The organism is Streptomyces sp. NRRL F-2664 (assembly GCF_000719345.1).
Taxonomy (GTDB): domain Bacteria; phylum Actinomycetota; class Actinomycetes; order Streptomycetales; family Streptomycetaceae; genus Streptomyces.
On sequence record NZ_JOFX01000028.1, the window covers coordinates 64115 to 85874 of the forward strand.

Annotated in this window: 21 protein-coding genes and 2 tRNA genes; 10 read left to right on the forward strand and 13 right to left on the reverse strand. The window is 71.9% G+C overall.

Going from position 1 to position 21760, the window contains the following annotated elements; translation table 11 throughout:
• Window positions 1-9 precede the first annotated feature (9 nt).
• From IF89_RS0123550 to IF89_RS0123565, 4 genes are all read left to right on the forward strand, one after another.
• Window positions 10-723, forward strand: coding sequence for a M50 family metallopeptidase (locus IF89_RS0123550; RefSeq protein ID WP_030771497.1), 714 nt, complete (start codon window positions 10-12; stop codon window positions 721-723).
• Window positions 724-787: 64 nt separating this feature from the next.
• Window positions 788-2146 (forward strand): 3-phosphoshikimate 1-carboxyvinyltransferase, encoded by a 1359-nt coding sequence (gene aroA / locus IF89_RS0123555; protein ID WP_030771499.1) that lies wholly within the window; start codon window positions 788-790, stop codon window positions 2144-2146.
• 8 nt (window positions 2147-2154) lie between these two features.
• On the forward strand, window positions 2155-3165 hold the full coding sequence (gene rsgA, locus IF89_RS0123560) for a ribosome small subunit-dependent GTPase A (RefSeq protein ID WP_030771504.1): 1011 nt from the start codon (window positions 2155-2157) through the stop codon (window positions 3163-3165).
• Between the two features lie 103 nt (window positions 3166-3268).
• Window positions 3269-3592, forward strand: a complete 324-nt coding sequence (locus IF89_RS0123565) for a DMT family transporter (protein ID WP_030771509.1) — start codon at window positions 3269-3271, stop codon at window positions 3590-3592.
• Here IF89_RS0123565 and IF89_RS0123570 read toward each other — a convergent pair.
• Window positions 3546-4100, reverse strand: coding sequence for a TetR/AcrR family transcriptional regulator (locus tag IF89_RS0123570; protein WP_051807485.1), 555 nt, complete (start codon window positions 4098-4100; stop codon window positions 3546-3548). The genes IF89_RS0123565 and IF89_RS0123570 overlap by 47 nt on opposite strands.
• Window positions 4101-4242: 142 nt before the next feature.
• On the opposite strand from IF89_RS0123570, the gene hisN reads away from it, so the two are divergent.
• Together hisN and IF89_RS0123580 are read left to right on the forward strand one after the other, a co-directional pair.
• The gene (gene hisN / locus IF89_RS0123575) at window positions 4243-5046 is read left to right on the forward strand and encodes a histidinol-phosphatase (RefSeq protein WP_030771514.1); all 804 of its coding nucleotides are present in this window, start codon (window positions 4243-4245) and stop codon (window positions 5044-5046) included.
• 172 nt (window positions 5047-5218) lie between these two features.
• The gene (locus IF89_RS0123580) at window positions 5219-5611 is read left to right on the forward strand and encodes a cyclic nucleotide-binding/CBS domain-containing protein (protein WP_030771521.1); all 393 of its coding nucleotides are present in this window, start codon (window positions 5219-5221) and stop codon (window positions 5609-5611) included.
• A 70-nt stretch (window positions 5612-5681) separates the two neighbouring features.
• Here the strand turns inward: IF89_RS0123580 and IF89_RS0123585 are convergent, their stop codons facing one another.
• Window positions 5682-7133 carry a catalase gene (locus tag IF89_RS0123585; protein WP_030771522.1) on the reverse strand — a complete coding sequence of 484 codons (1452 nt, stop codon included), beginning with the start codon at window positions 7131-7133 and terminating at the stop codon, window positions 5682-5684.
• A gap of 148 nt (window positions 7134-7281) precedes the next feature.
• Here IF89_RS0123585 and IF89_RS0123590 point away from each other — a divergent pair, with 148 nt between their 5' ends.
• Window positions 7282-7698 (forward strand): Fur family transcriptional regulator, encoded by a 417-nt coding sequence (locus IF89_RS0123590; protein WP_030658790.1) that lies wholly within the window; start codon window positions 7282-7284, stop codon window positions 7696-7698.
• Window positions 7699-7834: 136 nt separating this feature from the next.
• Here the strand turns inward: IF89_RS0123590 and IF89_RS0123595 are convergent.
• The 4 genes from IF89_RS0123595 to IF89_RS0123610 form a co-directional block, all read right to left on the reverse strand.
• Window positions 7835-7908: transfer RNA gene (locus IF89_RS0123595), tRNA-Met, on the reverse strand.
• Window positions 7909-7978: 70 nt separating this feature from the next.
• Window positions 7979-9835 carry a tetratricopeptide repeat protein gene (locus tag IF89_RS0123600; protein WP_107047341.1) on the reverse strand — a complete coding sequence of 619 codons (1857 nt, stop codon included), beginning with the start codon at window positions 9833-9835 and terminating at the stop codon, window positions 7979-7981.
• Window positions 9836-10027: 192 nt separating this feature from the next.
• Window positions 10028-10101, reverse strand: a tRNA-Met gene (locus IF89_RS0123605).
• Window positions 10102-10153: 52 nt separating this feature from the next.
• The gene (locus tag IF89_RS0123610; RefSeq protein WP_051807487.1) at window positions 10154-13030 is read right to left on the reverse strand and encodes a UPF0182 family protein; all 2877 of its coding nucleotides are present in this window, start codon (window positions 13028-13030) and stop codon (window positions 10154-10156) included.
• Between the two features lie 131 nt (window positions 13031-13161).
• Between IF89_RS0123610 and IF89_RS0123615 the strand changes: the two genes are divergently transcribed.
• Window positions 13162-13731, forward strand: coding sequence for a PPA1309 family protein (locus tag IF89_RS0123615; RefSeq protein ID WP_078628460.1), 570 nt, complete (start codon window positions 13162-13164; stop codon window positions 13729-13731).
• 19 nt (window positions 13732-13750) lie between these two features.
• On the opposite strand, the gene IF89_RS0123620 is transcribed toward IF89_RS0123615, so the two are convergent.
• The 4 genes from IF89_RS0123620 to IF89_RS0123640 all read right to left on the reverse strand — a co-directional run bounded on the left by IF89_RS0123620 (window position 13751) and on the right by IF89_RS0123640 (window position 17047).
• A complete protein-coding gene (locus tag IF89_RS0123620) occupies window positions 13751-14842 on the reverse strand; it encodes a PDZ domain-containing protein (protein WP_030771555.1) in 1092 nt (363 codons plus the stop codon).
• Window positions 14843-14927: 85 nt separating this feature from the next.
• On the reverse strand, window positions 14928-15143 hold the full coding sequence (locus IF89_RS0123630) for a hypothetical protein (protein ID WP_030771532.1): 216 nt from the start codon (window positions 15141-15143) through the stop codon (window positions 14928-14930).
• Between the two features lie 151 nt (window positions 15144-15294).
• Entirely contained in the window at window positions 15295-15756 is a 462-nt protein-coding gene (locus IF89_RS0123635; RefSeq protein WP_030771535.1) for a molybdenum cofactor biosynthesis protein MoaE, read from the reverse strand.
• A gap of 112 nt (window positions 15757-15868) precedes the next feature.
• Entirely contained in the window at window positions 15869-17047 is a 1179-nt protein-coding gene (locus IF89_RS0123640) for an SDR family oxidoreductase (RefSeq protein ID WP_030771536.1), read from the reverse strand.
• Between the two features lie 193 nt (window positions 17048-17240).
• Between IF89_RS0123640 and IF89_RS0123645 the strand changes: the two genes are divergently transcribed.
• Window positions 17241-18659, forward strand: coding sequence for a zinc-dependent metalloprotease (locus tag IF89_RS0123645; RefSeq protein WP_030771537.1), 1419 nt, complete (start codon window positions 17241-17243; stop codon window positions 18657-18659).
• A complete protein-coding gene (locus IF89_RS0123650) occupies window positions 18656-19189 on the forward strand; it encodes an NUDIX hydrolase (RefSeq protein WP_030771542.1) in 534 nt (177 codons plus the stop codon). The genes IF89_RS0123645 and IF89_RS0123650 overlap by 4 nt, the downstream gene beginning before the upstream one ends.
• Window positions 19190-19291: 102 nt before the next feature.
• Here IF89_RS0123650 and IF89_RS0123655 read toward each other — a convergent pair whose 3' ends face one another.
• The 3 genes from IF89_RS0123655 to IF89_RS0123665 form a co-directional block, all read right to left on the reverse strand.
• On the reverse strand, window positions 19292-20047 hold the full coding sequence (locus IF89_RS0123655) for an AIM24 family protein (RefSeq protein WP_030771545.1): 756 nt from the start codon (window positions 20045-20047) through the stop codon (window positions 19292-19294).
• Window positions 20048-20064: 17 nt separating this feature from the next.
• Window positions 20065-20745 (reverse strand): AIM24 family protein, encoded by a 681-nt coding sequence (locus tag IF89_RS0123660; protein ID WP_030771548.1) that lies wholly within the window; start codon window positions 20743-20745, stop codon window positions 20065-20067.
• Between the two features lie 20 nt (window positions 20746-20765).
• Window positions 20766-21760 (reverse strand): AIM24 family protein (locus IF89_RS0123665; protein WP_030771551.1); only part of this gene is annotated, 995 nt, incomplete at its 5' end.

Sequence of the window (21760 nt, forward strand, 5' to 3'; positions counted from 1 at the left end):
CGCCACCTCATGGACAGCAGCACGACGGCCGGCCTGTGGGACCGGCTCACGGGCATACAGACCGCACCGGACCGGTGGCTGGTGATCGTGACGGCCCTGGTGGCGCTGGCTGCCGTGGGGCCCCGCCCGTTGTGGCGGCTGTCGCGCAACGCCATCACCATCGCGCACGAGGGGGGCCACGGCCTGCTCGCGCTGCTCACCGGGCGGCGGCTGAGCGGGATACGCCTGCACTCCGACACGAGCGGGGTCACCGTCAGCCGGGGCAGGCCGACCGGTGTGGGCATGATCCTGACCGCGGCCGGCGGCTACACCGCGCCCTCGCTGCTCGGCCTCGGCGGGGCGGCCCTGCTGTCGGCCCACCGCATCACGCTGCTGCTGTGGGCGGCCACGGCCCTGCTGGTGGCCATGCTCGTGATGATCCGGAACGCGTACGGGGCGCTGACGGTGATCGTGACAGGCGGAACCTTCCTGCTGGTGTCCTGGCTGACTCCGGCCGAGGTGCAGGCGGGCTTCGCCTATCTCGTCGTGTGGTTCCTGCTGCTGGGCGGGGTCCGGCCGGTCTTCGAGCTGGGTGCCAAGCGGCGGGGCGGCGGGGCGCCCGACTCCGACGCCGACCAGCTGGGGCGCCTCACCCACTTGCACCCCGTGGTGTGGCTGCTCTTCTTCCACGTGGTCGCACTGTGCTCGCTGGTCGGCGGCGGCCGCTGGCTGCTGGGCCTGTGACCACCCTCTGAGACCGGACAGCGATCAAGATCCGGGTCCGGAGGAAGCCACTAAAGTGGGGGCCATGACCGAGACCCCCGCCCCTGCCCTCTGGCCCGCTCCGCTCGCCGATGGGACCGTCCACGCCACCGTCACGGTGCCGGGGTCCAAATCGGTCACCAATCGTGCCCTGGTGCTCGCGGCCCTCGCCTCCGAGCCGGGCTGGGTGCGCCGGCCGCTGCGCTCGCGCGACTCCCAGCTGATGTCGGACGCGCTGCGCGCGATGGGCGTCGGCATCGAGGAGACCGTCTCCTCCAGTTCCGCAGGCGCCGGCGCGAGCGGCGAGGCGTGGCGGGTCATCCCGGCGGCGCTGCACGGTCCGACGACGGTGGACGTCGGCAACGCCGGCACGGTCATGCGCTTCCTGCCGCCCGTCGCCACCCTCGCCGACGGCGACATCCGCTTCGACGGCGACCCGCGCTCCTACGAGCGCCCGCTCGGCCAGGTCATCACCGCGCTGCGCACGCTCGGCGCCCGCATCGACGACGACGGCCGCGGCGCCCTGCCCATGACCGTCCAGGGCGGCGGGGCCCTGGAGGGCGGCACGGTCGAGATCGACGCCAGCAACTCCTCGCAGTTCGTCTCCGCCCTCCTGCTGTCCGCGCCCCGCTTCAACCAGGGCGTCGAGGTCCGGCACGTGGGCGGCAACCTGCCGTCGATGCCGCACATCCGCATGACGGTGGAGATGCTGCGCGCGGCCGGCGCCCAGGTCGACACCCCTGAGGCAGGCGGCGAGAAGGACGTGTGGCGGGTCTCTCCGGGCGCCCTGCTGGGCCGCGACATGGTCGTGGAGCCGGACCTGTCCAACGCCCAGCCCTTCCTGGCCGCGGCCCTGATCACCGGCGGCACGGTCACCGTCCCCGACTGGCCGCGCCGTACCACGCAGCCCGGCGACGCGCTGCGCCGGATCTTCACGGAGATGGGCGGGTCCTGGGAACTGACGGACGCGGGCCTGGTCTTCACCGGCTCCGGCCGGATCCACGGCATCGACGTCGACCTGAGCGAGGTCGGCGAGCTCACCCCGGGCATCGCGGCGGTGGCGGCCCTGGCCGACTCCGAGTCGGTGCTGCGCGGCGTCGCGCACCTGCGGCTTCACGAGACGGACCGGCTGGCGGCGCTGACCAAGGAGATCAACGCGCTGGGCGGCGACGTCACCGAGACCGAGGACGGCCTGCACATCCGGCCGCGCCGGATGCACGGCGGGGTGTTCCACACGTACGAGGACCACCGGATGGCCACCGCGGGCGCGGTGATCGGCCTGGCGGTCAAGGGTGTGCAGATCGAGAACGTGGCCACGACCGCCAAGACCCTGCCGGACTTCCCGAGGATGTGGACGGACATGCTGGCCGGGGACGCGGGACCCGAAGCGGGTGCGGGAGCGTAGGGCCCGTCATGCGCAGGTACGGCAAGCACACCGACGAGGACGACATCCGCCAGCGGCCCAATCCCAAGGGCAACCGGCCGCGGACCAACATCCGGCCCAAGCACGAGGACGCCTCCGAGGGTTTCGTCCTGACCGTCGACCGCGGCCGGCTGACCTGCCTGGTCGACGACCGCACGATCACCGCGATGAAGTCGCGGGAACTGGGCCGCAAGGCCGCGGTCGTGGGCGACCGGGTGTGGATCGTCGGCGACCTGTCCGGCAGGAAGGACACCCTGGCCCGGATCGTGCGGATCGAGGAGCGCAAGTCCGTCCTGCGGCGCACCGCGGACGACGACGATCCGTACGAGCGGGTGGTCGTCGCCAATGCCGACCAGTTGGCGATCGTGACGGCCCTGGCCGATCCGGAGCCGCGGCCGCGGATGATCGACCGCTGTCTGGTGGCGGCGTACGACGCCGGGCTGGAGCCGCTGCTGGTGCTCACCAAGTCCGACCTGACGTCCGCGGACAAGATCCTGGAGATCTACGCGACGCTCGGCCTGAACTACGTGGTCACCAACCGGGAGGAGCTGGCCGTCGGTGACGCGGCCGAGCGGGTCCGCGAGCGCCTGACCGGCCGGATCACCGCATTCGTCGGCCACTCCGGGGTCGGGAAGACCACCTTGGTGAACTCGCTGGTCGCCGAGGGCCGCCAGCGTGCCACCGGGCATGTGAACGCGGTCACCGGCCGCGGCCGGCACACCACCACCTCCGCGCTGGCGCTGCCGCTGCCCTCGGGCGACGGCTGGGTCATCGACACCCCGGGGGTGCGCTCCTTCGGCCTGCACCACGTGGACCCCTCCCGGGTCATCCTGGCCTTCCCGGACCTGGTGGCCGGTACGCAGGAGTGCCCGCGCGCGTGCAGCCACGACGAGCCGGACTGCGCGCTCGACGCGTGGGTGGAGGACGGCCACGCGGATCCGGCGCGGCTCTACTCGCTGCGGCGGCTGCTGCAGACCCGGGAGCGCCGCGAGGGCGACTGACCGGGCCGGTGGGCGGGCCGTGTTTGTGGGAGGGCGCGCCTGGACACGAGTGCATAATCGCACCAAGTGACGTGATGTCACATGACGCGGGGAGGCATTCGCCATGGCGTGGCTGCTGGTCGTGGTCGCCGGACTCCTGGAGACCGGTTTCGCGGTCTGCCTGAAGCTCTCCCACGGCTTCACCCGGTTGTGGCCGACGATCGCCTTCGCCTGCTTCGCGCTCGGCAGCTTCGGCCTGCTGACGCTGGCCCTGAAGAAGCTGGACGTCGGTCCGGCGTACGCGGTGTGGACGGGCATCGGTGCGGCCGGTACCGCGATCTACGGCATGGTCTTCCTCGGCGACGTGGTCTCCACCCTGAAACTTGTCTCGATCACGCTGGTCATCCTCGGGGTCGTCGGGCTCCAGTTGTCGGGGTCGGCGCACTGAGCAGCCCGATCAGCTCCTGAGGCCCCGGCTCCTCCCCCGGGGCGATCACGTAGGAGAGGGCCAGCCGCACCGCCAGCTCGCACCGCCGCGGGTCCTCACCCGGCGTCAGCGCTGCGGCCGCCCGGTCGCGCACGGCCCGGGCGAGCTCCCCCGGTCCCGGCTCGCGCCGGCCGGCCGCGGGAAGCCCCGGTCCCCAGCTCCCGGTGAGCAGGGCCCGTACGAGGGGGTGCGCCCGGGCCGCCCGTACGGTCCACTCGGCGACCGCGGCGAGGCGGTCGGGCGTCCGCAGCGGGGCCGACAGGGCCCGGTCCACCCCTTCGAGGTACCGGTCGGCGGCCCGCCGGACCAGGGCGCGGCCCAGGCCCGCCTTGCCGCCGAACTCGTTGTAGAGGGTCTGCCGCGACACGCCGGCCGCGGCGGCCACGTCGACCATCCGGACGTCGGGCCAGGGGCGCGCCGCGAGCGCCGCCGCAGCCGCGTCCAGCAAGGAATCCCGGGCTGCCGGCATCCGTGCCTCCCCGCTCGGCTCTCCGGCCAGAGTTGACGGGCCGCCAGGCGCTGTCAAGGGCGCGTGCGCCGTCAAGGGTGCGGTCCCGGCCGCCCTGTGGACCTCGCTGGCCGGGGCCCGGGAGCCCCGCTACTGTTCGGGCATGCCCGAGTATGACGATGACCTGCGCCTTGCCCTCGAACTCGCCGATGCGGCGGACGCCGCCACGATGAAGCGGTTCCGCGCCCTCGATCTGAAGGTCGAGACGAAGCCGGACATGACCCCGGTGAGCGAGGCGGACAAGGCCGCGGAGGAGGTCGTCCGGGCCGGCATCAGCGCCGCCCGGCCCGACGACGCCATCCTCGGGGAGGAGTACGGGCTCGTGGGCAGCGGTCCGCGCCGCTGGGTCGTCGACCCGATCGACGGTACGAAGAACTACGTGCGCGGGGTGCCCGTGTGGGCGACCCTGATCTCGCTGATGGCGGAGGGCGAGGACGGCGTGTTCCGCCCCGTCGTCGGCGTGGTGTCCGCGCCGGCGCTGGGCCGCCGCTGGTGGGCGGCGCAGGGCTCGGGCGCGTACTCGGGCGGCGCGCTCGGCGGGAGCGCCCCGATCGGCGTCTCCCGGGTGGGTGCGCTGGGCGACGCCTCGTTCGCGTACTCCTCGCTGACCGGGTGGGAGGAGCAGGGGCGGCTGCCCGGCTTCCTGGATCTGACGCGGGCGTGCTGGCGCACGCGCGGCTACGGCGACTTCTGGCCGTACATGATGGTCGCGGAGGGCTCCTTGGACCTGTGCGCCGAGCCCGAGCTGAACCTGTGGGACATGGCAGCCGTCGCGGTGGTCGTCCAGGAGGCGGGCGGCCGCTTCACCAGCCTGGACGGGGTCGACGGCGTGCACGGCGGGAACGCCGCGGCCTCCAACGGGCTGCTCCACGACGAGATGCTGGACCTGCTCCGCCCGCGCGCCTGACGCGCCCGCGCGCCGGTCGCGCTCCTTTCGCACGCCTTCTTGCTGGCCCTCCCGGTCCGTGGGAATCTGAGGATCACCCCGCTTGTGCCCTTGTGAAGCGTTTCACTGGAGTCGACTTCGCGCTGCGCACCCACCCAAGCGGGGGGACTCACCCCAGGAGGTGGCTCTCTTCATGCTCGTCCGCGACGCAATGAGCACCGTGATCCTCACCCTCGGCCCCGCACACACCCTCCGGCAGGCGGCCTGCCTGATGTCCGGCCGGCGCGTGGGCGCGGCCGTCGTCCTCGACCCCGACCACAGCGGAATCGGCATATTGACCGAGCGCGACATCCTCAACTCGATCGGCGCGGGCCACGATCCCGACCGGGAGTCGGTGGGCGCGCACACCACCAACAACGTCGTCTTCTGCACGCCGGACGCCACCTTGCAGGAGGCCGCCGAGGCGATGGTGCACGGCGGTTTCCGGCACCTGATCGTCCTGGAGCACGGCGGACCGGTGGGCATCGTGTCCGTGCGCGACGTCATCCGCTGCTGGGTGCCGGCGCGGCGCAGCGTACCGGCGTGAAACGGCGCCGGGCCGCCGCCCTCCGGGGAGGGCCGCGGCCCGGCGTCCTGCTCCGGCGAGCGGTTGCCCGTCAGCCGCGGAGGGCCTGGACCGCGGCGTCGAGGCGCTTGCCGAAGTCGGCGTCCGCCTGGCGGAAGTTGTCGATCGCGCGCTCGACGATGTCGTCGCGGGAGACCTTGGCGATGAAGCCCGCGAGGTTGTCGATCAGACGGCCCTTCTCGTCCTCGGAGTACAGGCGGTAGAGGTTGCCCGCCTGGACGAAGTCGTTGTCCTCGCTGTGCACGGGCGCGGCGTGGTTGCCCGTGCCGCCGGTGACCGCGACCGTCTGCCACAGCGGGCGGCCGGTCTCGCGCGGGCCGCCGAAGCTGTTCGGCTCGTAGTTCTTCGCGCCCTTGTGGCGGCCGTCGTAGAGGTGGCCGTCACGGGAGTTGGTGCGCGCCTCGGTGGCGTGCGGACGATTCACCGGCAGGTGGTCGGCGTTGATGCCGACGCGGTAGCGGTGGGCGTCGCCGTAGCCGAAGAGGCGGCCCTGGAGCATCTTGTCGGGGGACGGCCCGATGCCGGGGACGAAGTGCGCCGGGGAGAAGATGCTCTGCTCGACCTCGGCGAAGACGTTCTCCGGGTTGCGGTTGAGCTCCAGCTTGCCGATCTCGATCGGCGGGTAGTCGGCGTGCGGCCACACCTTGGTGAGGTCGAACGGGTTGAAGCGGTAGGTCGCCGCGTCGGCCGCCGGCATGATCTGGACCTGCACGGTCCAGGTCGGGAAGTCACCGCGCTCGATGGCCTCGCGCAGGTCGCGCTGGTGGGAGTCGGGGTCCTCGCCGGCCAGCCTGTTGGCCTCGGCCTGGGTCAGGTTCTTGATGCCCTGGTCGGTCTTGAAGTGGTACTTGACCCAGAAGACCTCGCCGGCCTCGTTGTTCCACTGGAACGTGTGCGAGCCGTAGCCGTTCATGTGGCGGTAGGACGCCGGGATGCCGCGGTCACCGAACAGCCAGGTCACCTGGTGGGTGGACTCGGGTGACAGGCCCCAGAAGTCCCAGACGTTGTCCGCCTCCTGCGAGCCCGTGTACGGGTCGCGCTTCTGGGTGTGGATGAAGTCGGGGAACTTGATGGCGTCCTTGATGAAGAACACCGGGGTGTTGTTGCCGACGAGGTCGTAGTTGCCCTCCTCGGTGTAGAACTTCAACGCCCAGCCGCGGGGGTCGCGTACCGCGTCGGCGCTGCCGAGGTTGCCGGCGACGGTGGAGAAGCGCAGGAAGGTCTCGGTCTGCTTGCCCACCTCGGAGAGGAACTTCGCGCGCGTCCACTGCGAGACGTCGCGGGTGAGCGTGAAGGTGCCGTACGCGCCGGCGCCCCGGGCGTGCACCACGCGCTCCGGAATGCGCTCCCGGTTGAAGTGCGCGAGCTTCTCCAGCAGGAGCTGGTCCTGGACCAGGACGGGGCCGCCGATGCCGGCCGTCTCGCTGTTCTGGTTGTCGGCCACCGGCGCCCCGGCCTCCGTGGTGAGCGGTCCCTGCGTCACGTGCGCCTCCTGCGTCGTCACTGCGTGTCCTGTCCTTAGCGTTCGCCGTACTCGATCCTACAATGGACTTTGTCCAACTCAAGCAAGTATCCAACTCCATACCTGTTCGGTAGTTACACCGAATCCCCACGCTGTTAGGCTGGTGTCCATGAGTGACCTGCTGGAACGACTTCGCGGACGCGGCTGGCGCATGACGGCACAGCGGCGCGTCGTGGCCGAGGTGCTCGACGGTGACCACGTGCACCTGACAGCAGACGAGGTGCACGCCCGCGCCGTGGCCAAGCTGCCCGAGATCTCGCGCGCGACCGTCTACAACACGCTCGGTGAGCTCGTCTCCCTGGGCGAGGTCCTGGAAGTGGCCACGGACCGCCGCGCCAAGCGCTACGACCCGAACGCCCACCGGCCCCACCAGCACCTGGTCTGCGCCCGGTGCGGCGCCATCCGCGACGTGCACCCGGCGGGCAACCCGCTGGCGGACCTGCCGGACTCGGAGCGCTTCGGCTTCGTCGTGTCGGCGGTCGAGGTGACCTACCGCGGCGTCTGCCCGAACTGCGCGGGCGCCTGATCCCGTCGGGCGGACAGGACCCGGGCCCCTGCGGGTCCGGGTCTTTTCCGCCTCCGGGCGCTTCACTTCGCCGGTGGAAACGGTCCGGAAACGCCTCAGGGCCCGGATCCAGTGGATCCGGGCCCTGAGGCTTCAGTAGCGGGGACAGGATTTGAACCTGCGACCTCTGGGTTATGAGCCCAGCGAGCTACCGAGCTGCTCCACCCCGCGTCGGTGAACCCAACGTTACGTGACGGCCCCCGGCAGATGCAAATCGGTTAACCCAGCTCCGGTGGCCGCCTCACGCCGACAGTTCCTCCGCCAGCGCCTCGCGCAGTCGGGCCGCGCGCTCGGAGACCTCCGCCGGGCCCAGTTCCATGGCGCGGGCGCACCACTTCTGGCCCTCCGCGAGGTCGCCGTGCCGGGCCGCGAGCAGCCCCAGCCGCAGGGCGGCGCGGCCATGGCCCGCCACCGCCGCACGGGTCCACCACAGGGCCGCCTCCGGCTCGCTGCCCTCGCGGGCCAGCAGCAGCCCCAGGTTGAAAGCGCCGTTGCGGGATCCCGCCTCGGCCGCCTCCCGGTACCAGCGGGCGGCCGCCTCCATGTCACCGCGGGCGGCGGCGAGCATGCCGACGCGCACCTGCGCACGGCGGTGCCCGAGCTCGGCGGCCCGCTCGTACCACTCCTCGCTCTCGGTACGAGGGGCCCCGCCCACCGGCTCGCCCAGCGCCGGCGGCTCCGGCGGGGGCGCCAGCGACTCCAGCAGCGCGGCCAGCCGGAACGCCGCCTCCGCGCTGCCGCCACCGGCCGCGCAGCGCAGGTGCCGCTCGGCGGCCCGCTCCTCGCCGTCCCGCACCAGGGCGATCCCGACCTGGAGCGCCGCGTCGGTGTGCCCGGCCGAGGCGGCCCGCTCGTACCACTTCAGCGCCGTGCGGTCCTCGTCGCGGCTGGCGAAGAGGATCCCGAGGTTGAAGGCGGCGTCGACGCTGCCCGCCTCGGCGGCCTTCGAGAACCACGGCTCCGCACCCGCGGCGTCACCGCCCTGGAGCAGCAGGATGGCCAGCGCATTGGCCGCCTCCCGGTGTCCGGCGTAGGCGGCACGCCGGTACCACTGCTCGGCCTGGGCGGTCCGGTCCTGTGCAGCGCACAGCAGAGCAAGGTTGTACGCCCCGTTTTGATCGCCCGCGTCCATGGCGGTCCGGTACCAGCGCTCGGCGGTCTCGGTCTCGCCCCGTGCGGCGTGCAGCGCGCCCAGGGCGTTCGCCGCGTTGCCGTCGCCGTCCTGCGCCGCCCGGTGCCACCATGCGGCCGCGCTGTCCTCGTCGCCGGCGTCGCGCAGCAGGAAGCCGAGCGCGCACGCGGCCCGCGCCTCCCCCTGCTTGGCGGAGGTCAGGTACCAGCGACCGGCCTCCTTCAACTCGCCGCGCGCCTCCAGCAGCGCACCCAGGTGCAGGGCGGCGCGGCGGTGCCCGCGGGCGGCGGCCTGCCGGTACCACTGCTCGGCCTCGGCGGGGTCGCCCTTGCGCAGGTGCCTGGCCAGCCGGTACGCGGCCTCGCGGTGGCCCTGTTCGGCGGCGGCGCGGAACCACCGCTCCACGCCCTTGTCCCCGCGGTGCTCCAGCAGGTCGGCCAGCCCGTATGCGCCGAGGGCATGGCCGGATTCCGCCGCCTGGCGCAGCCAGTACTCGGCGGCCGGCTCGTCCCCGCGCTCACGGAAATGACGGCCCAGGGCGTGCGCGGCGGGCGCGGACCCGGCCACGGCGGCGACCCGCCACCAGCCGGCGGCCTCCTCGGGGTAGCCGCGCTGGAGCAGCAGGACACCCAGGTTGTTGGCGGCGGCGCGGTCCCCCTCGGCGGTGGCCCCCCGCAGGTACGGCTCGGCTCCGTCCAGGTCTCCGCGGCGCAGCAGGAGCGCGCCGAGCACGCTCATGGCACCGGGGTCGCCCTTGTCGGCGGCCACCCGGTGCCGGGCTTCCAGCTCGGCGTCGCTCGCCGCGTCGGTCTCGGCGAACATCTCCTGCGCGAAATCCGCATCGGTCAGCGCGGTCTGCGTGTCGGCAACGGGTGCCGACTCGTTGGCTCCTGTGCCCGCTTCGGCCTGCGCCCTCACAAACCGCCCTGTCTCCAGCAGAGTTGACCTGTCCCCCATAAATCCCATCGTCGCATCACCTGCTACCCGCGTACACCTGGTATGTCGCAGTCAGTGAGGTCACTACAGCGTTTTGTCGACATGCCCACAGTGGGGTAAGTCAAACACGCTCCTGCCCCAACTCACCCGTCCCAGCTACCGCGTGTCCGCTCCGAACATGACGAAGGCCCGGATCCCATGGATCCGGGCCTTCGTCTTCAGTAGCGGGGACAGGATTTGAACCTGCGACCTCTGGGTTATGAGCCCAGCGAGCTACCGAGCTGCTCCACCCCGCGTCGGTGACACCACAGTATCACGACGCGGGACGGAGCCCTCACCCATAAGTGATCAGCCGCCCGACGGAGGGGGCGTGGCCTTCGCCTCGGCGTCGATCGCCCGCTTCAGCGCGGCCTTGATCTCGTCCTGGGCCTTGCCGAATGCAGCCCAGTCGCCGGACTGCCGCGCCTTCTCGGCATCCTCGATGGCCTTCTGCGCGTCGGCGAGAGCCGCCTTCACCGTCGGGTCCTGGTTGGTCGGGGGCGTGACGGTGCCCTCTCCCGGCGGCTGCGCCGGCGGCACCGGCGTGGTCGGGGCCTCGGCCCCGAACACCACGTTCAGCGCCTTCTCCAGGGTGTCCTCGAAGGCGGTCTGGTTTCCGTAGGTCACCAGCACCTTGCGCAGCAGCGGGTACTTCAGGCCGGAGCTGCGGACGTACACCGGCTCGACGTAGAGCATCCCGCCGTCGAGCGGCACCGCGAGCAGGTTGCCGTACTCGATCTCCGAGTCACCACCGCGCAGCAGGCGGATTGATTCGGCGATCTTCGGCTCCGACTGGAACTTGCTCTGCACCTGGCCGGGGCCCTCCGGCGGCTTGCTGGTCGGCATCTTCAGGATGCGGATCTTGCCGTAGTCCGGGGTGCCCGGGTCGGCGTTGACCGCCATGAAGGCGCTCAGGTTGGGCCGCTCGTTCGGCGTGAACGTCGTCGTGAGCGAGAAGACCTGGTCCTTCTCCTTCTGCTCCGGCATCTTCATCGACAGGTAGTACGGCGGAACCGCCGTGCCGGCCTTGGTCGTCGGGTCGTCCGGAACGGCCCAGGCCTCACTGCCGCTGAGGAAGGTCTGCGGGTCGGTGACGTGGTACCGGGTCAGCAGCTCGCGCTGGACCTTGAAGAGGTCCTGCGGGTAACGGAGGTGGTCCATGAGCGGCTTGGCGATCTCGCTCTTGGGCTTCACCGTGCCGGGGAAGGCCTTCATCCACGTCTTCAGGACCGGGTCCTGGGTGTCCCACTGGTACAGGTCGACCGAGCCGTCGTAGGCGTCGACGGTGGCCTTCACCGAGTTGCGGATGTAGTTGACCTGGTTCTCCTGGGCCACCACGGCGCGCTGGCTGTTGGTCAGCGAGTCCGCCGTGCTCTGGCCCAGCGTGGTGCGTGAGGCGTACGGGTAGCCGTTGGTGGTCGTGTAGGCGTCGACGATCCACTTGATCCGGCCGTCGATCACGGCCGGGTACGGAGCGCCGTCGATGGTCAGCCACGGGGCGACGGCCTCGACGCGCTGCTTGGGCGTCCGGTTGTAGAGGATGCGCGAGCCGTCGCCGATGGCGCCCGAGTACAGGATCTGCGGCTCGCTGAACGTCAGGGCGTAAGCAGCCCGGTTGACCGGGCTGTCCAGGTTCACCCCGGAGTCGCCCTGGTAGCTGGTCTCCTTCTCACCCTTGTCGTCGGAGTAGTCGAGCTCCTTCTGCGGGCCGCCGACGATCGAGTACTGCTTGGTCTGCTCGCCGTAGTAGATGCGCTGCTCGAAGTCCGTGCCGAACATCCCCTTGGACGGGAGGTCGGACTGGGTGAAGTCGGGGGCGCCGTCCTTCACGGTGGTGCCCTTGGCCGCGACCACGCCGTAGCCGTGCGTGTACTTGAAGTGGTCGTTGATCCAGTTGTTCTTCGGGATGCCGCCGATGTTGAGCTCGCGCAGGCCGATGACCGTGTCCTGGCCGCTGTAGCGGTCGACGGCGAGCGTGGACGGGAAGGCGTAGTAGCCCTTGACCTGCTGGAGCTGCTGGAAGGCGGGCGAGACGATGTTCGGGTCCAGCAGGCGCAGGCTGGCCGTGGTGTCGGCCGCCGACCGCAGCTTGGTGCGGTCCTCGGTCTGCGGCGCGCCCGGGTAGTCCTTGACCTCGGCTCCGGCGATCCCGTAGGCGTCGCGGGTGGCCTTGATGTTCTTCTGGACGTACGGGGATTCCTTGGCCTGCTCGTTCGGCTGGACCTGGAACTTCTGCACGATGGCCGGGTAGAGCCCGCCGATCAGGATCGCCGAGAGCACCATCAGCCCGAAGCCGATCACCGGCAGCTGCCAGGTGCGGCGCCACAGCGTCGCGAAGAACAGCAGGGCGCAGATCGCGGCGATGGCGACGAGGATCGTCTTCGCCGGCAGGTAGGCGTTCGCGTCGACGTAGCGCAGGCCGGTCCAGTTGTCGGCGGCCTTGAAGTCGCTGGACTTCACGGCGAGGCCGTACCGGTCGAGCCAGTACGCGACCGCCTTCAGCGTGACGAAGAGGCCGAGCAGCACCGAGAGGTGCCCGGTCGCGGCCGCCGTGGCCCGAGCGCCCGGGCTGGTCACGCGCAGTCCGCCGTAGAGGTAGTGCACGACGGTCGCGGCGATCACCGACAGGACGACGGCGGCGAAGCCGAAGCCCAGCAGGAAGCGGTACCAGGGCAGGTCGAAGGTGTAGAAGGACACGTCCATGCGGAACTGGGGGTCCTTCGTGCCGAAGGGCACCCCGTTCACGTACATGAGCCAGGTCTTCCACTGGCCGGCCGCCGAGGCCCCGGCGATCAGGCCGACGAGCACCGAGATGCCGAGCAGCAGCCACTTCTTGTACGGGGCGATGCTCATCCGGTACCGGTCGAGGCTCTGCTGCTCCATCGACATCGCGCTGAGCGGCGGCCGCAGCCGGTGCGCCAGCCAGATGTTCAGCCCGACCGCACCGGTCATCAGCAGGCCGAAGACGGCGAAGAGGCCGATCTTGGTCCACAGGGTGGTGGTGAACACGGTGGTGTACTTCACGGAGCGGAACCAGAGCCAGTCCGTCCAGAAGCCAGCGAACATGATGAAGAGCATTCCCAGGACGGCCAGCACGCCCAGGGTCATGAGGAGAGTGCGTGCACGCCGGGAGGGGCGGCCGACTCTCATCCGTGGCCCGGAAGGGCCTCCGCCGCGGTCCGGCATCTGGAAAGCCAAGGTGCGCACCTCGAAAGTCGCTGAGTACTGGTATTGAACGGACCCCCGATCGTAGAGCCCATTCATGCAACTTACTGAGGCTCCGGTCAGTTCCCGGTATGCGGGGGAAAGGAGGCAGGATGTTGTCCATGTCCAACGTTTCGCCTTCCCCCGGCACTCCCATGGCGGCCGGCCCGCTGACCCGCGCCTGTCTCGAGATCGACGAGTACGCGGCCGGCCTCGGCTGGGACAAGCCCGCGCGGCTGTTCGCGCTGGTCGACACCGCCCGGCTCAAGAAGCAGGAGCCGCACCTGGCCTCGCAGCTCGGCCTCGACACGGACGACGCCGGCAAGAGCTCCCTCACCCCGATCGAGCAGGACACCGTCCCGGCCGGGACCCCGCTCGACAAGTTCCTGGGCACCATCGCCTGGCCCGAGGCCGTGGTCGGCTGCGCGCTGACCGTCGAGCGCCTGATGCTGCCGCCGTCGGCGGAGGCCTCCGTACCGGAGGGGCTGAGCGACAAGCAGCTGGCGAAGTGGGTCGCCGGGCACCCGGAGCGGCAGGAGGTCCGCATCACCGTGGCCGTGCTGCGCGACGGCTCGCGCGAGTCCGCCGTTCGGCTGCGCGAGAAGGACTCCTCGACGGAGGTCCTCACCGGCGGTGGCCTGGTGCCCGGCCTGGCCGAGGCCCTGGCCGCGACCTTCGCCTAGGGGGTGGGAGGTGGACCGGTCAGGGCTTGGCGCTGCACTGCGGCAGCCCGGCCGTGTCCCCCTTGCGGATCTTCTCCAGTGACGCGGCGGCGTCCTGGATGGTGCCCACCTTCACCAGCGTCAGCCCGTCGGGCACGTCGGCGGCCGCGGAGGCGCAGTTGCCGGCGGGCGTCAGGAAGTATTCGGCGCCTGCCTTGCGGGCACCGATGGTCTTCATCTGGATGCCGCCGATGGGGCCGACCTTGCCGGCGTCGTCGATGGTGCCGGTGCCCGCGACGAACTTCCCGCCGGTCAGGTCCTCCGGGGTGAGCTTGTCGACGATGCCGAGGGCGAACATCAGCCCGGCGCTCGGCCCGCCGACGTCGGCGAGCTTGATGTCGATGGAGAACGGGAAGGTGTGGTCGCTGCCGGCCCGGATTCCGACGATGGCGCGGCCGTCGCCCTCCGCCTTGCCGGCGGTGATCGTGACCTTGGAGGTGCCGGCGGGCTCGCGGCCGGCCTTGGCCGCGGCGGCGGCGTCGGCGGCCGGCACGACGGTGAACTCGACCGGTTCGCCGGGCTTGTGCCGGGTGACCAGCTTGGCCACGTCCTCGGGGGCGGTGACGGGAGCGCCGTCCACGGCCTTCACCACGTCGCCGGCGTGCAGCTTGCCCTCGGAGGGGCTGTCCTTCACCACGGAGGCGACGATCACGCGCGCGGTGACCGGGATGCCGAGCTGCTTGAGGGCCGCGACCTTGGCGCTCTGCTGCGACTGGCTGAACTCCTCGGCGTTCTCCTGGGTGGACTCCGCGTCGGTCTTGCCGTTCGGGTAGAGGTTCTCGTGCGGGACGACGATGTTGTCGCCGGACAGCCATCCGTAGACGGCCTCCAGCAGGTTCATGTCGTAGTCGGCGCCGGTGACGCGGACCGTCGTCATGTTGAGGTGGCCGCCGGCCGGGTACGTCTTGCGTCCCGAGATGTTGAGGACGGGCTCGCCGTGCGAGTCCCCGAGCGTGTTCACGGTCGGGCCGGGGCTCATCTCGGAGTACGGGACCTTGATGAACACCCCCGCGCAGAGCAGCGCGAACAGCACCAGGGTGGAGGCGAGCATCGTCGCGGTGCGGCGTGGCATGGATCCGACAGTACGGGACGGCCCCGGCGAGCGGCCCTCGGGGCCGGTCCGTACGGGGTCCGTGCGCGAAACTCTCAGCGGAATCTCAGACGGTGTCGGAGCCGGAGGCCGCCTCGGCCTTCGCCCGCGCGCGATCGGCGGCGCCGTGGCCCTGGCCGCCGGCCATCGCCTCGCGGAACCGCGCGTAGCCCGCGAGCTCGGATATGTCGCCCTGCGTGCGGTCACGTGCCGCCCAGCTGCCCCATATCGCCGCGCCGATCGCGGCGAAGAGCGGAATCAGCAACCACGCCAGAGATGCCATGGGCGTGCCTCCCTACCCCGAAGTGCGTTTCGTTGGTGGCTTCAACGCTCGTGCCCGCAGGGGGGTTACGCAAATCGAGGGCGTGTTGCGCGGCCGAACGGGTGTGAGGCTACCCGCCGGCGGTTGGCGTCCCGCGAGCGGGGTCGGCCGATCAGCAGGCGCCGACCCACTCCTCGGTGCCGTCCGCGAACGTCTGGTGCTTCCAGATCGGGACCTCGTGCTTCAGGTCGTCGATCAGCATCCGGCAGGCCTCGAAGGCCTCCCCGCGGTGCGGGCAGGACACGGCGACGACCACCGCCAGGTCACCGACGGCGAGGTCGCCGACGCGGTGCACGGCGGCCAGGGCGCGGACGGGGTACTTGGCCACGACCCGGTCGGCGATCCTGCGCATCTCGGCCTCGGCCGTCGGGTGGCAGGAGTAGCCGAGCGAGTCGACGTCCGCGCCGCCGTCGTGGTTGCGCACCGTGCCGACGAACAGCGTGGTCCCGCCCGTCGCGTCGTCGCCCACGGCCCGGAAGACCTCGTCGATCGAGAGCGGGGTGTCACGGATCGCGAGCAGCCGGACGGGGTCCTGCGCGGCCTGCTCGCCGGGGTGGTCGAAGTGCGGTGCCATACCGACCATCGTGCCCCACGCGCCGACGGGGCGAAATAGCTGATTCACCCGGCCCGCGGTCTCCGCCTTGGGAGTCTCCTACAGGACCCGCCCGGCCGGGTCCCGCGTCCGGTCAGATCCCGCGGCGCTTGCGGGCCAGGCGGACCGCGGCGGCCGCGCCCAGCAGGGCCACTGTCGCGCCCGCCGCACCGGCGGCCGTGGCGGCGTCCCGGCGGCCCAGGCGGCGGCCGGCGACCGTGTGGCGGCCCGCGACCTCCTGGAGGAGCTCGGCGAGGACCTCCTCGTTCGTCCAGCGCGGCCGCCAGCCCGCGGCGTGCAGTCCGCTGACGCTCACCACCCAGGGGTGCATCGTGTACGCGAGGTCGCCGGCCGGGGACGGGGTCAGGCCGATGCGGTGCAGCCGGGCCGCCGCACCCAGCGCGACCGCCGAGGGCAGCTCCATGCGGCGGATCCCGCTGAGCTCCTCGACCTCCTCCTGCTCCAGCCACCCCTCGCAGCCGACGGCCAGCTCGCCCTCGACCTTCTCCAGCGCCGCGTACTCCAGGGCGCTGACCAGGTCCTCGACGTGGCAGAACTGCCAGGTGGGCCGGGAGCCGGCGACGACGAGCAGGCGCGGGGACTCGAAGTACCGGGTCAGCGCGGTGTCGGTGCCGCCGACCAGGACCGCCGGGCGGACCACGGTGACGTTGAGCCCGGGGTGGGCGCGGGGGGCCCGGCGGCCCAGCCGCTCGATCTCCAGCAGGTCGCCGACGCCGGTCGCCTCGGCTGTGGCCCGCAGCTCGGAGTCCTCCGCCAGGGGGATGTCGTTGTCCGGCAGGGCCCCGTAGACCATCGTCGAGGTGCAGAGCACGACACGGTGCACCCCGGCCGCGGCGGCCGCGGTCAGGACGGTCTGGGTCCCGCGCACGTTGTACGCCGTGCGGGCCGCCGGGTCCGTCTCCAGGTCGAGGTCGAGGGCGAGGTGGACGACGACGTCGGCGCCGCGCAGCTTCTCGGCGATCGCGGGGTCGCGTACGTCGAGGATGTGCCACTGCGCGGCGGCGCAGTCCCCGCGCCGCTCGTCGATGGCGACGACCTGCTTGACCTCGTCGGAGGCGGCCAGGCGGCTCACGAGGGCCGCGCCGACGCCCGTGGCGGCGCCGGTGACGGCGATCACCGGGCTGGGCCGGCGGGGGCCGTCCGGGTTTCGCGGCCGGCGAACGCCGGGGGCGCCGTCACCGTGCTCGGGGCGGTTTTCGTCCTGTGTCGCGCGGCTGCGCTTATCCGAAACGTGCGGATCTGGGGAACTCACCGGGCGTCTCCAGCGGTTGTCTTCAGTAGGGACGCGCCGTGACGCGTACCCACCAGGTGATGTCCATCCTGCCGCAGCCCAGGAGTCGGCGGAGCACCGAGCCCGGATGCCGGGTCCGGTGTCTACGCTGGGTGGTGTTGTCGGACCATTGCCCGTCGGCACCCGCCGGCGGCCCTACGAGCCGAGGAAACCCGTGAGCGACACCCCATTCGGATTCGGCCTTCCGCCGGAGGAGCCGGACAACGGCGACGAAGGCAGGAAGAAGGGCAACCAGGGCGGTCAGGGCGGCCCCGCGAATCCCTTCGGGTTCCCCGGCATGGGGCTGCCGGGCGCCGGTGGCCCCGGCGGCGCGGACAACCCGTTCGCCGCGATGTTCGGTTCGATGAACCCGAACGACCTCGGTGCGGCCTTCCAGCAGCTGGGCCAGATGCTGAGCTACGAGGGCGGTCCCGTGAACTGGGAGATGGCCAAGAACATCGCCCGGCAGACCGTGGCGCAGGGCACGGCGGACGGCGTGAAGGACACCAGCGTCGGCATCGCCGAGAAGGCGGCCGTCGACGAGGCCGTGCGCCTGGCCGACCACTGGCTGGACGGGGTGACCTCGCTGCCGTCGGGCGCCACCACGGCCGTGGCGTGGAGCCGGGCCGAGTGGGTCGAGGCGACCCTCCCCGTGTGGAAGGAGCTCGTCGACCCGGTCGCCGAGCGCGTCGGTGCGGCCATGGGCGGGGTGCTGCCCGAGGAGATGCAGGCGATGGCGGGCCCGCTGCTGGGCATGATGCGCTCCATGGGCGGAGCCATGTTCGGCCAGCAGATCGGCCAGGCCCTCGGCACCCTCGCGGGCGAGGTCGTCGGCTCGACCGACATCGGTCTGCCCCTGGGTCCGGCGGGCAAGGCCGCGCTGCTCCCGCTGAACATCGAGGCCTTCGGCAAGGACCTGAGCGTTCCCTCGGACGAGGTGCGGCTGTACCTGGCGCTGCGCGAGGCGGCCCACGCCCGGCTGTTCGCACACGTGCCGTGGCTGCGCTCGCACCTGTTCGGCGCCGTCGAGGGGTACGCGCGCGGCATCAAGGTGGACACCTCCAAGCTGGAGGACGTGGTCGGGCAGCTGGACCCGTCCAATCCGGAGCAGTTGCAGGAGGCCCTCCAGGGCGGCATGTTCCAGCCCGAGGACACCCCCGAGCAGAAGGCCGCGCTGGCCCGTCTGGAGACGGCCCTCGCGCTGGTCGAGGGCTGGGTCGACGCGGTGGTGCACGAGGCCGCGAAGCCGCGGCTGACCTCGGCGGACGCGATGCGCGAGACGATGCGCCGGCGGCGCGCCTCGGGCGGTCCGGCGGAGCAGACCTTCGCGACGCTGATCGGCCTGGAGCTGCGCCCGCGCCGGCTGCGCGACGCGTCGCGCCTGTGGGCGTCGCTGACCGACGCGCGCGGTGTGGACGGTCGCGACGGGCTGTGGGAGCACCCGGACATGCTCCCGACCGCCTCCGACCTGGACGACCCGGACGGCTTCGTGCACCGCGAGCACCTGGACTTCTCCGAGATCGACAAGATGCTCGGCGAGGCCGCCGAGAAGCGTGGGCAGCAGGGCGACGGCGAAGGCGACGAGACGAAGTGAGCCTGTACGACGACGCGGTCCTGGTGCTGAAGCGCTACGAGGACCAGGAGGAGCTGCGCGACCTCTACCTGGAGCACCTGGCCGCCCATCCGGACGGGGTCTACAAGCCCTGCGGGGCGGGGCACGTCACGGCCAGCGCCCTCGTGATCGACCCGGTGCGGGAGCGCGTCCTGCTGACCCTGCACAAGAAGCTGGGCATGTGGCTGCAGATGGGCGGGCACTGCGAGGACGGGGACGCGACGCTGGCGGAGGCGGCGTTGCGCGAGGGCCGTGAGGAGTCCGGCATCGAGCACGGGCTGACTCTGGTGCCCGGCGGCCCGGTGCGTCTGGACCGGCACCCCATTCCGGCGCCCTGCAACTGGCACCTGGACGTCCAGTACGCCGCGCTGGCCCCGGCCGGGGCGGTGGCGGAGATCAGCGACGAGTCCCTCGACCTGCGCTGGTTCCCGTACGAGGAGGTGGCTTCGGTGGCCGACGCCTCGGTGGTCCGGCTGCTGGAGGCGACACTGGCACGGCTCGCGGCGGCCTGAGACCGGGCACGACGCGCGCGGGCGGGGCCCGGGCGGGACGACAGGGGCGGTCCCTCGCGGGACCGCCCCTTCGCGTGCCGGATCAGGTCCGGCCGTGCCCGATCAGTTCCAGGCGTTGTTCTGGTTCTGGGCGTGGGCGCCGTGCTGGCCCACGCCGAACTGCGCGGCGACGCCCTGCCCGATCTGGGCGTTCTGCGGCGGCAGCGCCTCGCTCGGCTGCACCAGTGCGATGCCGGTGCCGAGGAAGCTCAGCTCCCAGCCCTCGCCGGTGTTGCCGCGGCGCCGCCAGACGCCGCTGGAGTGGGTCTGGGCCTGCATCTGCACCCGCAGGGAGGTGGACCACGCGACGATGGCGTCCGCGTCGACGTTGACGTACTTGTCGGGCGTGACGTGCATCATCAGCGGCTGCCCCGAGGTCATCAGGGCGACCTTGCCCCGGCCGGAGATGTTCAGCTGGTACTTGCCGGACCCGGAGATCCCGTACTGGCTGTCCACCGCGATGACCTCGGTGTGCAGGGTGGAGTCCAGGGCCAGCACGTAGCTGCTGTCGACCGTGAGGCCTTCCTGGTCGACGTCCACGACGTGGACGTACTGCGCCAGGTTGGCGAAGTACACCGTGCCCTGCCCGGAGCAGCGCATGAGGTCCAGGCCCTCGCCGGTGCGCCGGCGGGCCCTGCGCTGGTTGTTGCTCTGGTACTCGCCGTCGAAGTCGACGAGCCCCTGGTAGGCGACCATCGCGCCCTTGCGGGCGAGTACGTCGTCGGAGCCCGTCAGCGAGACCCGCAGCAGCTGCGGGTTCTGGACGGTGTACCGGTCCTGGGACTGCGCCTCGGCGTGGGCGAAAAGTGAGCTCTGCATGATGTGTCCGCTCCCCCTCAGCCCCGGACCCGGAGCCGGTCGGTGCTGTCCTCGCTGGGTTGTACGACGACGATGCCCTGGCCGGAGAAGGCCATCTGGTAGGCCTCCCCGCTGCCCCGGCCGAGCATCGACGAGGCCTTGAAGCTGCGCTTGCCCTTGACCTTCAGGTTCGGCGACCAGGCGACGAGCGCGTCGGGGTCGACGTACGTCTCGTCCTCGCCGCGGCCGCAGTCGACCACGATCGGGGTGCCGCGCGAGGTCAGGGCGACCCAGCCGGTGCCCGCGACCTGGACGTTGAAGAGGCCCTGTCCGGCGAACTTGGCCAGGCCCTTGACCCGCTCGACGCCCCACTGCAGGTGCGCGTCGAAGGCGAGCAGGTTGGTGCCGTTGACCGAGAGCGAGTCGTTGGCGAGGTTGATGACGACGACGTCGGCGCCGTAGTCGGCGAGGTACAGCAGGCCGTCGCCGGTGCACTTCATCAGGGGTGCGCCCTCGCCCGTGACCCACTGGGAGGCCATCTGGCGGACGGCCGGCGGGTTGGGCTCGTACTGCACGAAGCCCTCGTAGGCGACCATCGAGCCGGTGCGGGCGAACAGGTCCTGGCCGCTCTGCATGGCGACCTTGAGCATGGACCGGCCGTGGTTCTCCATGCGGGCCGTGACCGGGGTGGGGGCGTAGCCCGCGAGCTGCTGGTTCATTGCGTTCATGTCGGGCTCCCTCAGACCTCGTACGGCTGGACGACGATGAAGTTGCCGGGGGCGCCGCGGAACTGGAGGTTCACGGTCTCCCCGCTGTGGCCGGGGTAGGCGTTGCGCCGCAGCCGGACCTGGCTGGACAGGATCACCTGGGAGGCGGCCGACCACGCCACGATGGCGTTGCTGTCGGCGAAGGTGGTCGGGGTGACGGGCAGGACGACGGGGATGCCGTGCGTTTTGACGATCACCGTGCCGGTGCCCTGGAACTGCATGGTGAACAGGGCGCCGCCCGGGATGCCGTGGCCCTCGATCCGGCGGACCTCGTGCTGGAGGGACTCGTCGAAGGCGAGGACGTTCTCCGCGGAGACGCAGATCGCGTCGCCCTGGAGCTCAATGGCGTGCAGGTGGGCGCCGTTCTCGGCGAGGAAGACCTGGCCGCGGCCGGTGCAGCGCATCAGCTGCATCTCCTGGCCGGTGGCGTTGCCGACGATCCGGCCGGCGAACCCGGCGCCCTTGTAGCTGAAGTCGACCTTGCCCTGGTACAGGACCATGCTGCCCTGCCGGGCGAGGACGGCCTGGCCGCCCATGGCCAGGTCGACGCGCATGAGCTGCTGGTTCTGGGGCGTCCAGCGGGAGCCGGTCGGGGCTTCCTTGTACGGCTGGAGCGCCGCGGCGAGGCCGGCGCCGGGGCCGGCGGGCTGCGCGGCGTGGCCGGGCTGCTGGCCGGGGACCTGGCCGTAGGAGGGCTGCTGCCCGTAGCCACCGGGGGCGGGCGGCGGCGCCTGGCCCGGGTACTGCCCGGGGACCTGGCCGTAGGAGGGCTGCTGCGGCGGCTGGCCGTAGGGCGCGGGGGCCTGCGGGGCGATGGGCGCGGCCATGGTGGGCGCGGCGTGCACCGGGGCGGGGGCCGCGGGCTGCGGGTACTGCGGCGGCTGGGGAGCGGCCGGCGCGGGGGCCGGGGCCGGGGCGCCGAAGGACGGGGCGGGTGCGGCGGGGGCCTGCGGTGCAGGGGCCGGGG

Bases quoted from the DNA above. Each gene is read 5' to 3' on its own strand.
- IF89_RS0123655 (WP_030771545.1), bottom strand. From the start codon at position 20,047: ATGCAGAGCTCACTTTTCGCCCACGCCGAGGCGCAGTCCCAGGACCGG.
- IF89_RS0123550 (WP_030771497.1), top strand. From the start codon at position 10: ATGGACAGCAGCACGACGGCCGGCCTGTGGGACCGGCTCACGGGCATA.
- IF89_RS0123615 (WP_078628460.1), top strand. From the start codon at position 13,162: ATGTTGTCCATGTCCAACGTTTCGCCTTCCCCCGGCACTCCCATGGCG.
- IF89_RS0123570 (WP_051807485.1), bottom strand. From the start codon at position 4,100: ATGCCGGCAGCCCGGGATTCCTTGCTGGACGCGGCTGCGGCGGCGCTC.
- rsgA (WP_030771504.1), top strand. From the start codon at position 2,155: ATGCGCAGGTACGGCAAGCACACCGACGAGGACGACATCCGCCAGCGG.
- IF89_RS0123590 (WP_030658790.1), top strand. From the start codon at position 7,282: ATGAGTGACCTGCTGGAACGACTTCGCGGACGCGGCTGGCGCATGACG.
- IF89_RS0123565 (WP_030771509.1), top strand. From the start codon at position 3,269: ATGGCGTGGCTGCTGGTCGTGGTCGCCGGACTCCTGGAGACCGGTTTC.
- IF89_RS0123580 (WP_030771521.1), top strand. From the start codon at position 5,219: ATGCTCGTCCGCGACGCAATGAGCACCGTGATCCTCACCCTCGGCCCC.
- IF89_RS0123620 (WP_030771555.1), bottom strand. From the start codon at position 14,842: ATGCCACGCCGCACCGCGACGATGCTCGCCTCCACCCTGGTGCTGTTC.
- IF89_RS0123610 (WP_051807487.1), bottom strand. From the start codon at position 13,030: ATGCCGGACCGCGGCGGAGGCCCTTCCGGGCCACGGATGAGAGTCGGC.
- aroA (WP_030771499.1), top strand. From the start codon at position 788: ATGACCGAGACCCCCGCCCCTGCCCTCTGGCCCGCTCCGCTCGCCGAT.
- IF89_RS0123660 (WP_030771548.1), bottom strand. From the start codon at position 20,745: ATGAACCAGCAGCTCGCGGGCTACGCCCCCACCCCGGTCACGGCCCGC.
- IF89_RS0123600 (WP_107047341.1), bottom strand. From the start codon at position 9,835: ATGGGATTTATGGGGGACAGGTCAACTCTGCTGGAGACAGGGCGGTTT.
- hisN (WP_030771514.1), top strand. From the start codon at position 4,243: ATGCCCGAGTATGACGATGACCTGCGCCTTGCCCTCGAACTCGCCGAT.
- IF89_RS0123635 (WP_030771535.1), bottom strand. From the start codon at position 15,756: ATGGCACCGCACTTCGACCACCCCGGCGAGCAGGCCGCGCAGGACCCC.
- IF89_RS0123630 (WP_030771532.1), bottom strand. From the start codon at position 15,143: ATGGCATCTCTGGCGTGGTTGCTGATTCCGCTCTTCGCCGCGATCGGC.